Raw genomic sequence first — 12,565 nt, 5'->3', positions numbered from 1 at the left:
GTCAGAAGGCGATTTCGACATCGGTCAAGGGACGGCTCGAACACGCGAGAATCCAGCCTTGCGCTTCTTCGGCCGCGGAAATTCCGCCTGCATGTTTCATCGCGACTTCGCCCGAAAGGTGGCGCACTTTGCACGTGCCGCACAGGCCGCTCGCGCAACCGCACGGAATCACCACTTGCTGACGCGTGGCCGCGACGAGCAGCGTTTCGCCCGCGCGTACATCGAAGCGCCGGCCGTTCAGCCACGCGTTGAAAATGGCATCGCGCTGTTCGTCGGACGAAGGTGCGCCGCTCGTCGCGGCTTCGCTTTCCATCGGCTCGATCACGGGACCGAAATGCTCGATATGAAACGCCGCGCGGCGGGCGCCTTCGGCCGCATGAATCTGCCGCACGCTCTGCATGAAACCGGCCGGACCGCAGCAATAGACCGTGCGGCGTCCGAAGTCCGGCGCCATTGCCCAAAGCGCGCCGCGTGACATGCGCCCGCGCAGACCGAACCAGCCGGGTGCGGGCGCGCTCAGCCACACGTGTACTGTCAGATTGGGCATGCGCGCCTGAAGCGTCGCGAGTTCATCGGCAAAAAGAATGTCGTCCACGCCGCGCGCGCAATGAAGCCAGGCGATGTCGGCGTGCGGCGAGCGGCGCGCCAGCGTGCGCAGCATGGACATCAGCGGCGATGCGCCCGAGCCCGCCGACACTAGCGCGAGAGGCGTATCGGCCGATGCATCGAGTGTGAAGCGTCCGAGCGGATAGCGCGTGTCGATGCGCATGCCCGGCGCGAAGCGCTCATGCAGCCAGCGGGTGACGACGCCGCCGGACTGCGCCTTGATCGTCAGTTCGAGCGCGTCCGCTTCGAGCGGCGTCGAGGCGATAGAAAACGTGCGGTCGAAGCGCCGCCCCTCGATATCGAGCGTCAGCAGCATGGCCTGGCCCGGCGCGTAGCGGCGCGCGCCGTCGGGGTGCGGATCGCGCAGGCGAAAGGTCTTGACGCCCGGCGCTTCGTCACGCACGCCGATGCACTCGAGCGTGCGCGATGCGGGCGTGTCGCAGGCGAAGGCGAGGGTGCCGTCGAACGCCGTATCGGAAGATGTCGGCACATCAGCCATTCGACACCTTCAGCGCGATTGAGCGCTGCCCGTGTGCGCCGTCCAGATGTGACGCGAGCTTCCTTGCATACCAGTTCGTGAAGTTGCGCAGCATGAACTCGGACGGCGCATACGGTCCCGGCGCATAGCCGAGCGAGCCCACGCCCAGCTGATTGTTCGCCGCGAGCCGCGCGTCCTGCGCGTTGGTCGCGTTCCATACGGACGTGAGCGTATCGACGTCGTAATCGACGCCTTCGACGGCATCCTCGTGTACGAGCCACGTCGTGCGCAACACCGTGCGCGTGGCCGACAGCGGCAGAATGCGGAAGTGGATGATGTGGTCGGCGAGAAAATGATTCCAGTTGTTCGGCACGCGAAACATGCGCACCGAGCCGAGATCCGGATCGGTGAGGTCGCCGAGCAGCTTGCCGCACGCGGGCGATCCATCCGGCGTGAAGGACACCGCGCCGCGATGAAACGGCAGCCGGATGCAGCGGAATTCGTCGCCGCCATCGGCGGGCAAATGCGGCAAGCCGTGACGGTCCCACTTCGCAGCCTGGGCTTCCATCAACAGACGGAAGTCGCGCGAGCCAGCGGGATCGTCGGGCAACGCGAATTCGACGAGCGTCGCAAGCAACTCCGGATGATTGGCCGCGCAGTGATAGCACTCGCGATTGTTCTCGATGACGAGCTTCCAGTTGGCTTCCTCGATCATCGTCACGCTGGCCGCGACCTTGGTGCGCCACGGCTGATGCGGCGCGAGGTAGGGCGTGACCGCGTCGCGAAAGCGCGTGATGTCGGGCGGCGTCGCGGCAAGGCAGATATAGACCATGCCGCACACGATCTCGACATGCACGGCGCGCAAGCCGTAGCCCTCGCGCTCGAAGCCCGCCGGCATCTGCCGCGCATGCAGGAGCGCGCCGTCGAGGTCGTACACCCACTGGTGATACGGACAAGTAAGCCGATGCGCATGCCCTTTCTCTTCGAGACAGATGCGCGAGCCGCGATGCCGGCAGGTATTGAAGAACGCGCGGATTTCGCCGTCCATGTCGCGCAGCACGAGCACCGATGTCGCGCCGATTTCCAGCGTCAGATAATCGCCCGGTTCGCGCAGTTCGCAGCTGTTGCAGGCGAACAGCCACTCGTCGTTGAAGACGGCGTCGAGGTCGAGCCGATGAAAGGCTTCATCGGTATAGAAAGGCTGCGGCAGCGAGAAGTTGTCCTGGCGCTCGGCCAGGGCGGCGCGCACGCGCGTCGGGTCGATCATCGTCACACTCCCATGCGAACGATCAGTTGAATCGATTGTCGGTCGCGGATATGACCGGTGCGGGCAGACACACGACCAACGCGATCACGAAACCGACACGATGCCGCTTTCGAGTGCGTGGATGCCGCGGGCATCGCGCAGGGTCGGCAAGTCGAAGCGCGCGGCGCGCACGGCTTCGTAGTCGAGCGTCGCCACGACCAGTTCCTCACGTGCCGATTCGCTTTGCGCGAGCGTTTCGCCGCGCGGCCCGACGACGCGCGAGCCGCCCCAAAAGCGCAGGCCGTTTTCACGGCCGACGCGATTGGCGAACACGACAGGCAGACCGTAGACGAGTGCATGGGCGCGCAGCACCGTGTCCCAACCGCGCGGATTGTCGAAGGCGTCGCCCACGGCTTCGACTGCCGAACTCACCGGCGCCGCGCATAGCGTCGCGCCGTCGCAGGCAAGCCGATGCATCACCGCCGGGCTCCACAAATCCGCGCACACGGGCGTGGCGATCTGCCAGCGCGGATCGGCGGGCAGCGTGAACTGGTCGAGCCGCGCGCCGTGTCCGTAGTGCTTGCCGTCGTCGAGCCGGCCGTAAGTGGCGAGCGCGATCTTGCGATGCACGTGCACCACGCGTCCCGCGTACAGTGTCGCGACGCTGTTGTAGAACTGCGCGCCCGCTGCTTCCTCGACGAAGCCAACCACGGCGGCAAGCGGCGAGCACGCTTCAGCCAGCTCGAGGAGCGCGGCGGCGTTACGCGGCAAGGCGAGCCTCAAGGCATCGGCGCCCGCACTGTGACCGGCAAGCGACAACTCGGGAAACACGAGCAACTGAACGCCGCGCCCGCGTGCTTCGTCGATAAACCGGCGATGCGCCGCCAGATTCGCGGCCAGATCGCCCGCGACGGTTTCGGTTTGCGCGGCGGCGACGATAAAAGGCTTCATCGGACGCGCGTCAGATCAGTCCGGCGGACTTGAGGAAAGTAGCCGACACCTCGTCGAGCGACTTCTTCTGGACGTCGACCTCGGCGTTGAGTCGCGCCATCGTTGCGTCGTCGAGTTTGGCCGACAACGCGTTCAGGATGCCCGCGAGATTCGGATTCGCGTCGAGCGCCGCCTTGCGTGCGACCGGCGTAAGCGCGTAGGCGGGGAAGAAACTCTTGTCGTCACGCAGCACTATGAAGTTGAAAGCGGGCACGCGGCCATCGGTCGTGAAAACGAGCGCGGTGTCCACCTGACGGTCCTTCAGCGCTTGATAGGTGAGACCCGAATCCATCCGCTTGATCTGCGACGGACCGAAGCTGAAGCCGTATTCTTTTTGCAGCGGACGCAGGCCGTCCGGGCGCGCATAGAACTCGGAGTTACACGCGAAGGTCAGTTCCTTGCCGCTGTTGAGCACCTTGGCGAGGTCGCTCATGGTCGTGACGCCGAGCTTCTGCGCGACATCGCGGTTCATGGCGATGCCGTAGGTATCGTTCGCCTTCGACGGGTCGAGCCACACGAGACCTTTCTGGGCATCCAGTTCCTTGACGCGCGCATAAGTTTGCTGCGGGTCGAGCTTGTCGGTCACCTTGTTGTAGGTGATGAGCGAAGTGCCGGTGTATTCCCAGTACACGTCCACCTGACCGTTTTCCTGCGCCTGACGCAGCACCGTGCTGCCCATGCCGTCTTTCTTGACGACCGTGAAACCCTTCGCCTTGAGCAGTTGCGTGGTCATTTCCGCCAGCAGCACTTGTTCGGTGAAGTTCTTGCCGCCGACCGTGACGGTTGGCGCAGCCTGCGCGGCCTGCAGGGCCATCGTTCCGAGGGCAAGCGTGAACAGGGATGCGCCGAAAAGACGCGACCACAGTTTGCGTGACAGCAAAGGCTTGAGCATGAGCTTCGTTATCCAGGAAAGTTCAGCGTTGAGGACTGACGCCGCGCGGCACGAGCCAGTGCTGCATCTGCGCGACGAACAGGTCGGTTGCCACCGCGAGCAGGGCGGTCGGGATGGCGCCCGCAAGCAGCATCGTGAAATCGTTGAGGTCGATGCCCGTGAAAATCAGCTCGCCGAGACCGCCGCCTCCGACGAGGAACGCGAGCGGTGCGGTGCCGACTGTGATGGCGAGCGCGGTGCGCACGCCCGCGAGAATCACGAACATGGCGTTGGGCAATTCCACCTTGAAGAGAATCTGCCGCGGCGTCATGCCGATGCCGTTCGCGGCCTCGATCAGCGCGGGCGGCACGGCGCGTATGCCTTCGTATGTATTCATCGCGATGGGCAGCAGCGTGGCGAGCCATAGCGCGAGAATCGCGGGCTTCGCGCCGATGCCGAGCACGCTCATGGCGAGCGCGAGAATGGCGAGCTTGGGCACGGCCTGGCCCGCGTTGAGCGTGAACATCACGAACTGCGCGGCCCGGCCGTTGTCGGGGCGACTCAGCCAGATGCCCGCGGGCACCGCGACCACGATAGCCGCGACGCCCGCGATCAGCACCATCAGCATCTGCTGGCCGGACTGATAGACGATGTCCGCGCGATACTGCCCGATCGATGCGAGCCAGTCGTCTGCATGCGCCGATGCGCTGGCCAACGCCATCATCGCGCCTAACGCAATACGCGAACCGCCGCGTCGATGGTTCATCGCGCGCCTCCGAATGCGAGTTCGGGATGCGCCCCGTCATCGCGCGATGCATCGCCTGCTTTCGCCGCGTCGCCAGCGGACGAGGCCAGGCCGCCTTCGGGCAATGCCGCGCCGGACACGCACGCCGCGCGCGCCATCAGCGCGATGCGTTCATACGTCACGTAGCCGATGAAGCGTCCGTCCGCGTCGACGCCCGGCAGCCACGACGCGCCGTGCGCGAGCAGCATCGACATGACCGCGCGCAGGTCGTCGCCCGCGCGCACCACGCCCGGCAACGCGCGCAGACTCGGCGCTTCGAGCGTGGCGCCGCTGGCGTCGAGTTCGGCCGCGCCGACGTGGCCGGCCGGTCTGCCGTGGGCGTCGAGCACGACCAGTGCGTCGGCCACGTGATCGCGCAAGAGCGCGCGGGCATCGGCGCTCGGGTAGCCGAGCCGCGCGACGCGCGCCGGTTCCAGCGCCGCATCGACGGCGCGCATCAGGCGCAGACGCTTGAGCGCCCGGTCAGTGCCCACGAAATCGGCGATGAACGCGCTCGCGGGACGCGCCAGCAGTTCATCCGGGCTCGCCAGTTGTTCGAGCTTGCCGTTGCGGAAGATCGCGACCTTGTCGCCCATTTTCATGGCTTCGTCGATGTCGTGGCTGACGAACATCACGGTCTTCTTCAGGGTCGTCTGAATATGGCGGAATTCGTCCTGAATCGACGCGCGATTGATCGGATCGATGGCGCCGAACGGTTCGTCCATCAGCATTACCGGCGGATCGGCGGCGAGCGCGCGCGCCACGCCCACGCGCTGCTGTTGCCCGCCCGACAGGTCGCGCGGATAACATCGCATGTAGATGGCCGGATCGAGCGTGACCATCTCCAACAGGTTTTCGGTGCGCTCGCGGATGCGCGTTTTGTCCCAGCCGAGCATCTTCGGCACGATACCGATGTTCTCGGCGACCGTCATGTTCGGGAACAGGCCGACTTGCTGAATCGCATAGCCGATGCGCCGCCGCAACTCGACGATATCGAAGCCCGCCGTATCCGCGCCGCCGATCAGAATCTGCCCTGACGTGGGCTGCACGAGCCGGTTGATCATCTTGAGCGTCGTCGTCTTGCCGCAACCGGACGGCCCGAGCAGCACGCAGAGTTCGCCTTCGCCGATCGTCATCGACACGTCGTCGACGACTGGCTTTTCGCCGCGCTTTTCGAATCGCTTCGTCAGATGTCGAAGATCGATCATCGTCCCTCCGCTGTGGATGAAATCGGCGTCGCGGCCGTCGCGGCCGTCACCAGCGGCCCGCGCGTCGCGTTGCGGCGCCAGAAGAAGCGCGCCTGGCGCGGCCGCATGCCTTCCGGCGTCAGGCGCCATTGCAGCGCGCCCAGGCCGAGGTCGGCGAGGATCGCGAGCAGCGCGACGATCACCGCGCCCGCGATCAACTGGCGCGGATCGGATTGCGAAATGCCCCGGCTGATCAGCCGCCCGAGCCCACCCGCGCCGATATACGTGGCAATTGCCGCAATGCCAATATTCATGACCACCGCCATGCGTACGCCCGCCATGATGATCGGCACGGCAATCGGCATCTCCACGCGGTAGAGCCGCTGCCACGCGGTCATCCCCATGCCGTTGGCGGCTTCGCGCAGCGCGGGATCGAGGTTGCGGATCGCGGCGTAGGTGTTGCGCACGATCGGCAATTGCGCATACAGAAAGAGCGCGATGGCGGCAGGCAGAAAGCCGATGCCCTGTCCGATCAGCGAGAGTACCGGAATCAGCAAGCCGAAGAGCGCGATGGATGGGATCGTCATGAGCATCGCGGCGGCGTACAACACCACGCGCGCGAGCCGCTCGTTGAGCGTGATGACGATGCCGAGCGCGACGCCCGTCACGATGGCGCAGCCGACGCCGGCAAGCACCAGCAACACGTGATCGACCAGCATGGAAGCGATCGACGCCGCGTTGCTCCAGATAAAAACCAGTGTCTCCACTGCAGCCTCCCGCGCCTCGATGCCCGTGACGAATGAATGTACCGGTCCAAAATCGCCGGAACCGGCACAAACTCGACGTCTACTGTCATCAATGCGACACGGGCCCCGATCTCGACAAACGACGCACGATCATTTTGCATAAGGCAAACTTATGGTCCATGCGGGCGTTTGCGCGAGACGCGCGGCTTCCAGCCAGTGCGTGCAACATGAGCGCCGCACGGCGGGACTTGGCCGGGCGCGTGCCTGCAAACCACGGAAACGCGATGAGACGCACCCCACCACCTATCGACCTACGCGCATTGCAGGCCTTCGTCGCCGTTTGCGAGACCGGTTCGATGACGGCAGCCGCGAAACATCTGGGCGTGAGCCAGAGCGCGGTGAGCCAGTCGATTGCGTCGCTCGAGCGCGAGCAGGGCGCTGGCTTGTTCGATCGCGACAGCCGCCCGCCGCGTCCGAATCTGGCGGGACGCGCGCTGCTCGAACTCGCCGGGCCGCTGCTCGACCATGCGCAAATGGTGAGCACGCGCATCGGCGATGCGTCGCTGGCGGGAGCGCTGCCCTTGCGGCTTGGCTGCGTCGATTCCTTCGCGGCGACGGTCGGCCCCGAACTCATTCGCGCGATGTCCGGCTCCGCGCGGCAGATTGCCTTGTGGTCGGGACTCACGCCGGGCCTGTCCGACCAAATGCACGCGCGCGAGGTCGATATCGCGGTCTGTACGCAGACGGTGCTGAACGACAGCCGTATCGTCGAAATGCCGTTGTTTTCGGAAGCGTTCGTGGCCGTCGTGTCGCGACGCTGGCTCGATGAGCGCCAAGGAGCGTCGTCATGGCGGCAGCTTGCAACGGAACTGCCGTTGATCCGTTATACGGCGCGCTCGGTGATCGGCCAGCAGGTGGAGCGCTTCGCGCGGCATCTGGGTATCGAAAGTCCGCGCCGCTACGAGTTCGATGCGACCGATCCGCTCCTGAGCCTCGTCGCCGCGAAACTCGGCTTCGCCATCTCGACACCGCTGTGTCTCTGGCAAGCGCGGCATTATCTGGATGAAATCGCCGTGCTGCCTCTGCCCGCGAGCCGGCTTGGGCGACGCGAGTTCTTTCTGCTGCATCGACAAGGCGAATGGAGCGATTTCGTCGATGAGATCGCCGTGCTCACACGCCGCGTGCTCGACCATCTGATTCGTCCCGCGCTCAAGCGTGCCTTGCCGACATTGCAGGACGACGCGTTGCTTTAAATGTACTGCTCTCAACCTCGATTACCCTTCGCTACTCACGCCATGAACGAAATCTTCACCCTGACTCGCGACGATGCGCCGCTCCTGCTGTCGATTCCGCACCTCGGCACGATCATCCCCGACGACCTGCGCGGCCAATACACGGACATTGCGCTGACGGTCGCCGATACCGACTGGCATCTCGACCGCCTCTACGCGTTCGCGCGTGAACTCGGCGCGACCGTGCTCGGCGCGCGCCTGTCGCGTTATGTGATCGACCTGAACCGGCCGTCTTCGGACGAAAGCCTCTATCCGGGGCAGACCACGACGGGCTTGTGCCCGGATCTGACGTTTCGCGGCGAGCCGGTTTATCGCGAAGGCTGCGTGCCCGACGCCGCCGAAAAGCAGCGCCGCGTCGCGGCTTATTGGAAGCCGTATCACGACACCATCGCCGGCGAACTCGCGCGCCTGCGCGAGAAGCATGCAAACGTGCTGTTGTGGGAAGCGCATTCGATCGCAAGCGTATTGCCGCGTCTGTTCGAGGGCAAGCTGCCGGATCTGAACATCGGTACGCAGGACGGGCGGACGGCAGCGCCGCCGGTGTTGCAGGCGGTCGCCGACGGGGCTGAGGAGAGCGGCTATACGTGGATTGCAAATGGCCGCTTCAAGGGCGGTTTCATCACGCGGCACTTCGGCGCGCCGGAGAAGGGCGTTCATGCCGTGCAGCTGGAGATGTGTCAGAGCACGTATATGGACGAGACGCCTCCGTTCGACTATGCGCGAGCGCGTGCCGATGCCGTACAGGCGGTGGTCGAGCGGATGGTTCGGGGGGCCGTGAAAGCGGTGGCTGGGATATCGTCAACGACTGGTGGATGACGAACTCGCTGGAGCATCGAGCGGGCATGCGTGGACACAAAAAGCCCAGCAGCATTCAAGGCCGCCGGGCTTAATTCAAGTCATTGGATTGCCATCGCGGTCGCCTTTACAGATTGTTCGGTTTTCGCCGCGGCTTCGGGGTTGAGCGTCAGCGTTTTGCACCTCCAGCCGCGTCGCCTTCACTATGTCGCTCGCGGGGTCGTCCGGCGCGAATCAGGTGCGACGGCACGCGCAAATAAGGCGCGACGTGCGAAAAGAACCTGTACTACCCATCGCATGGAAAATTCAGACCGGCTTCGCCGTCGCGCGTCACGGCGAAGCGAATGAGATTCTTTTGTTCTAGGGTGCTTGCCGAAGTTCTGGTGTGTGCCACTGATCATTTAGAAGCTCAGGCTTGGGCCAGTAATACCGCATTGTCACCATGAAAGGGCCGGCCGGCGAGGGTAGCCAGTTTGCCTCCTTGGCCTTGCCGGGTGATGTGCTTTGGACGTAGATCGTCGTACCACCATCGCGATCGGTTTTCAACGAAGGCAGCATCGGAGAATTGATCAAGTAGCGATTGATGGAGTTCTTCACCAGCAACTGGCTTGGCAAGGCATACATGGTCATCGACCAGAACGCATTGACGGGTGGCAGTTGGCCTTTCTCGAAGTGCAACGTGTACCGATGCTTGCTGCCGTCAAGTTGCTGGCCGCTCGAATCCTTTTCGAGGATCGGATAGAGCGCCTCCTCCCGCGAGTTCGCGCCGATACCAACCTGCGTACCTGTAGCCCGTTCGACATAGTCGTTCTTCAGGTACGCGCGTGTTCCGAATAACGTGTCAGTCTTCCCACCAAGGGACGCGCGCTTTAAGTCGATCTCTTTCTGACCGTCTTCCATTCCGGAGAGCAACGCCGCTTTCTGTTCCTCGGAAAGCGCGCCGACGTCGAACGGTCGTCCCGGAACGATTCCAATCGTCGTGAACCGGCTTCGCAAGTCGCTCTCCGTTGGGTTGACTGGCGTGAACTGCAAGGCGAACGCGAGTTGGTTGAAGAACTCGAGCGACGTGTGCTGCATGTCAGGTCGTAATGGCTTGATCCATTGAATCGAGGGTGCCGAGGGCGGGGCCGCGCTACCAGCAAACGAAGAAAGAGTTTGCACCCGATAGCCTTCCTGGATTGTCTTGACGTTATCGAGATCGCCTGGGTTGAAGAGCTGGGTGCGGCCAACGACATTAACGAGCTCGGTTTCTGAGCGGATAACCTGCGTGATACCGGGCGGCGGCGCTTCCTTCCAGTTGGGTCCGGCAATCAAGAAATTGCCCCCACCATTACCAGTGGTGCGAGTGCCGATATAGGCAAAGTTGAAGGTATAAAGGTCCATCAGTTGGAACACGAAATAGCGTTTCGGCTCCATTGGCGGGATCGTGATGACAACCGGCTCGGCGCGAAGGTCGAGGCCGGCGAACGAGTAAGGTGTGTCCGAGTTCGGTGTGACGAAGGCAGTGTCGTCCGGCGTGAAAACCCGAGAGATATTCAGGATAGTGTTGAAAGGACCTTTGTACTGCGGGTTGCTTGAATCGATCGAGAACGCGTACATCGTCGTGTAGGTCGCGACCATGGGTGTTCCATAGATATACGCTTCCTTGGCAACGGCTCGAATTTCATTCGTACTGGCAGTAATCGCAAGCTTCGTTGGCGGCTGGGACGAATTGATCGAGTGAGTCGTGTGGCAGGCGGTTAGTGTCACTGCAATCAGTGCGGCCGCGATGGCTCGTTTGTTGTTTGCAGTCGCGCTGCGCCGTTGCAGCGCGCAGTACGACTCCATCGGCAAACCGGTCACGGCAGTCACAAGAGAGACGAGCTTACGTGCTCTTTTCATCGCGAAGCCCTTTTTCTTTGAAGTACGGTTCAATTCACAGCAGACGGCAACGTCGCTTACCTGAATGTCCTACTGAAATGTCGCGCTCATCGAGAGTTGCATGAGATTCCCTTCGGATGACGGCTTACTTGAAATTCGTCGACCCGCCGAAGCGACGCTGACACTGGCGTGACTGACTGTGCCCGATCGTGTGACCATCGGGCCAATGCCGAGAGCGTGCCACGTGCACCGCCGTGGGCTTCTTCACAGCACGCTCCCATAGTGTTGATCAACCGTCCAATCAGTCGAATTCAACGCTTCTGCGGAACCGGAAATTTCCACGTTCCATTAAAGACCGACGGGTCTGGTCCGTAGATTCGCGCGATGACATCATAGGGGCCGTTTGGGGCTGGCAGCCAGTTCGATTCCTTGTCTGCTCCAGGCGAAGCGTGCTGTAGATAGATATCGAGCGAGCCATCGGCACCGTATTTGATGCCTTTGGTGCGGTCGCCGATTGAGTATCGCTTGATGGGATTCGCGACGAGGTGCCGGCCTGGCAAGTCGTACATTGTCATTGACCAGAAGAAGCGTGCAGGCGGCAGATCTTTCTTGTCGAAATGAACGACGTAAGGTTGCGAGCCCATCAATTGTTGGTGATCGGCACCCAGTCGAGTGCCGACATACACCGCCTCTTCCTTGGTGTTGCCGTAAATTCCCATCGCGGCAGCCACGGCGCGCGTCAGATAGTTTCCCTTAAGGTCGTCCCGCGTGCCGAAGAGGTCATAGGAACTGGTCGTGTGCTTCATGGCATCGTCGAGCGCGGCTTTTCCATCCGCGACGCCCGCCACGATGCTCTGCTTCATGTCCGGCGACAAGGCAGATGCGTCGAAACGCCGGCCCGGCGCAATGCCAATCTTGGCGAAGCGCCGCATGAGTTCCGCTTCGGACGGTGCGGGCGGTTGCGTGAACTGCAGCAAGAAATTCAGATAGGCGATGAAGTCGATAGACGTTGCCTTCGCCTCGTTCCAAACCGGAAAGTTCAGCTTAGGCGCTGCAGCGGGAGCATGATCGTGTTCAAAGGCAGAGAGCGGCGTGAGCCGGTATCCTTTCTGCACGGCCTGCATGCTCTTAACGTCCTCAGGACCGTTCAGGGCGGTACGGCCGAGCGTTAAGATAAAGTCCGTCTCCGAACGAAACACCTTGTCAACACCCTTTGGCGTTTCGCCATGCCAGTTCGGCCCTGCAAAAAGATAATGACCCGCGCCATTGCCCGTGGTTCGCGAGCCGACATATGCAAAGTTGTACGTGAAAAGGTCGATCCACTGGAACACGTAGTAGCGCTCGTCAGGGACACGCGGCACGGTCAGCACCCAAGGTTCCCGTCGCAAATCGAGCCACGCCCAGGAATAAGGCGTGTCGTTGTTGGGCGTGACAATGTCCTTGTTCTCGGGACTATAGGGCTGCGAGTAATTGCGAAATTTGCCGAAGCCGCCTACATAGCTCTTCGACTTGGGATCGACCGCTTGCTCATACATTGTTTTGTAGTTGAACAGCATCGGGTAGGCGTAGATGAACGCATCCTTGGCGATGCCGCGCGCCTCCTCCGGACTGACCGTATCTTGCGAGTAAGCGCCGGGCGCGAGAAACAACAGGCTCAGCGCAATCGTCCCGAAACGAGTGATGACTCGATGCATGGCGTCTCGTCCTTTG

The 12,565-nt window shown here is 62.8% G+C and carries 11 protein-coding genes; 2 read left to right on the top strand and 9 right to left on the bottom strand.

Going from position 1 to position 12,565, the window contains the following annotated elements; all coding sequences use genetic code 11:
* Position 1: 1 nt before the first annotated feature.
* The 7 genes from P9250_RS01270 to P9250_RS01240 form a co-directional block, all read right to left on the bottom strand.
* On the bottom strand, positions 2 to 1,105 hold the full coding sequence (locus P9250_RS01270; RefSeq protein ID WP_310390758.1) for a hybrid-cluster NAD(P)-dependent oxidoreductase: 1,104 nt from the start codon (positions 1,103 to 1,105) through the stop codon (positions 2 to 4).
* Complete coding sequence (locus tag P9250_RS01265) at positions 1,098 to 2,351, bottom strand: aromatic ring-hydroxylating dioxygenase subunit alpha (RefSeq protein ID WP_310390757.1); 1,254 nt, start codon at positions 2,349 to 2,351, stop codon at positions 1,098 to 1,100. The genes P9250_RS01270 and P9250_RS01265 overlap by 8 nt, the downstream gene beginning before the upstream one ends.
* A gap of 84 nt (positions 2,352 to 2,435) precedes the next feature.
* Positions 2,436 to 3,281 carry a nitrilase-related carbon-nitrogen hydrolase gene (locus P9250_RS01260; RefSeq protein WP_250469915.1) on the bottom strand — a complete coding sequence of 282 codons (846 nt, stop codon included), beginning with the start codon at positions 3,279 to 3,281 and terminating at the stop codon, positions 2,436 to 2,438.
* A 10-nt stretch (positions 3,282 to 3,291) separates the two neighbouring features.
* Positions 3,292 to 4,134 (bottom strand): glycine betaine ABC transporter substrate-binding protein, encoded by an 843-nt coding sequence (locus tag P9250_RS01255; protein WP_244831948.1) that lies wholly within the window; start codon positions 4,132 to 4,134, stop codon positions 3,292 to 3,294.
* A gap of 100 nt (positions 4,135 to 4,234) precedes the next feature.
* A complete protein-coding gene (locus tag P9250_RS01250; RefSeq protein WP_310390756.1) occupies positions 4,235 to 4,957 on the bottom strand; it encodes an ABC transporter permease in 723 nt (240 codons plus the stop codon).
* Entirely contained in the window at positions 4,954 to 6,183 is a 1,230-nt protein-coding gene (locus P9250_RS01245) for an ABC transporter ATP-binding protein (protein ID WP_310390755.1), read from the bottom strand. Before P9250_RS01245 ends, P9250_RS01250 begins: the two co-directional genes overlap by 4 nt.
* On the bottom strand, positions 6,180 to 6,929 hold the full coding sequence (locus P9250_RS01240) for an ABC transporter permease (RefSeq protein ID WP_244831416.1): 750 nt from the start codon (positions 6,927 to 6,929) through the stop codon (positions 6,180 to 6,182). Before P9250_RS01240 ends, P9250_RS01245 begins: the two co-directional genes overlap by 4 nt.
* 263 nt (positions 6,930 to 7,192) lie before the next feature.
* Here P9250_RS01240 and P9250_RS01235 point away from each other — a divergent pair, with 263 nt between their 5' ends.
* Both P9250_RS01235 and hutG read left to right on the top strand, forming a co-directional pair.
* Positions 7,193 to 8,161 (top strand): LysR family transcriptional regulator, encoded by a 969-nt coding sequence (locus P9250_RS01235; protein WP_250528563.1) that lies wholly within the window; start codon positions 7,193 to 7,195, stop codon positions 8,159 to 8,161.
* 42 nt (positions 8,162 to 8,203) lie between these two features.
* Positions 8,204 to 9,016, top strand: coding sequence for an N-formylglutamate deformylase (gene hutG, locus P9250_RS01230; RefSeq protein ID WP_310390754.1), 813 nt, complete (start codon positions 8,204 to 8,206; stop codon positions 9,014 to 9,016).
* A 339-nt stretch (positions 9,017 to 9,355) separates the two neighbouring features.
* Here hutG and P9250_RS01225 read toward each other — a convergent pair whose 3' ends face one another.
* Together P9250_RS01225 and P9250_RS01220 are read right to left on the bottom strand one after the other, a co-directional pair.
* On the bottom strand, positions 9,356 to 10,876 hold the full coding sequence (locus P9250_RS01225) for a DUF1254 domain-containing protein (RefSeq protein WP_310390753.1): 1,521 nt from the start codon (positions 10,874 to 10,876) through the stop codon (positions 9,356 to 9,358).
* Positions 10,877 to 11,166: 290 nt separating this feature from the next.
* Positions 11,167 to 12,549 carry a DUF1254 domain-containing protein gene (locus tag P9250_RS01220; protein WP_310390752.1) on the bottom strand — a complete coding sequence of 461 codons (1,383 nt, stop codon included), beginning with the start codon at positions 12,547 to 12,549 and terminating at the stop codon, positions 11,167 to 11,169.
* Positions 12,550 to 12,565 lie beyond the last annotated feature (16 nt).

The organism is Caballeronia sp. LP006 (assembly GCF_031450995.1).
Lineage (GTDB): Bacteria > Pseudomonadota > Gammaproteobacteria > Burkholderiales > Burkholderiaceae > Caballeronia.
This window is presented reverse-complemented; position numbering and strand designations above follow the sequence as displayed.

What these genes read in the sequence shown, in the direction of transcription:
- hutG (WP_310390754.1), top strand. Translation starts at nt 8,204, where the DNA reads ATGAACGAAATCTTCACCCTGACTCGCGACGATGCGCCGCTCCTGCTG.
- P9250_RS01265 (WP_310390757.1), bottom strand. Translation starts at nt 2,351, where the DNA reads ATGATCGACCCGACGCGCGTGCGCGCCGCCCTGGCCGAGCGCCAGGAC.
- P9250_RS01270 (WP_310390758.1), bottom strand. Translation starts at nt 1,105, where the DNA reads ATGGCTGATGTGCCGACATCTTCCGATACGGCGTTCGACGGCACCCTC.
- P9250_RS01245 (WP_310390755.1), bottom strand. Translation starts at nt 6,183, where the DNA reads ATGATCGATCTTCGACATCTGACGAAGCGATTCGAAAAGCGCGGCGAA.
- P9250_RS01220 (WP_310390752.1), bottom strand. Translation starts at nt 12,549, where the DNA reads ATGCATCGAGTCATCACTCGTTTCGGGACGATTGCGCTGAGCCTGTTG.
- P9250_RS01260 (WP_250469915.1), bottom strand. Translation starts at nt 3,281, where the DNA reads ATGAAGCCTTTTATCGTCGCCGCCGCGCAAACCGAAACCGTCGCGGGC.
- P9250_RS01225 (WP_310390753.1), bottom strand. Translation starts at nt 10,876, where the DNA reads ATGAAAAGAGCACGTAAGCTCGTCTCTCTTGTGACTGCCGTGACCGGT.
- P9250_RS01250 (WP_310390756.1), bottom strand. Translation starts at nt 4,957, where the DNA reads ATGAACCATCGACGCGGCGGTTCGCGTATTGCGTTAGGCGCGATGATG.
- P9250_RS01255 (WP_244831948.1), bottom strand. Translation starts at nt 4,134, where the DNA reads ATGGCCCTGCAGGCCGCGCAGGCTGCGCCAACCGTCACGGTCGGCGGC.
- P9250_RS01235 (WP_250528563.1), top strand. Translation starts at nt 7,193, where the DNA reads ATGAGACGCACCCCACCACCTATCGACCTACGCGCATTGCAGGCCTTC.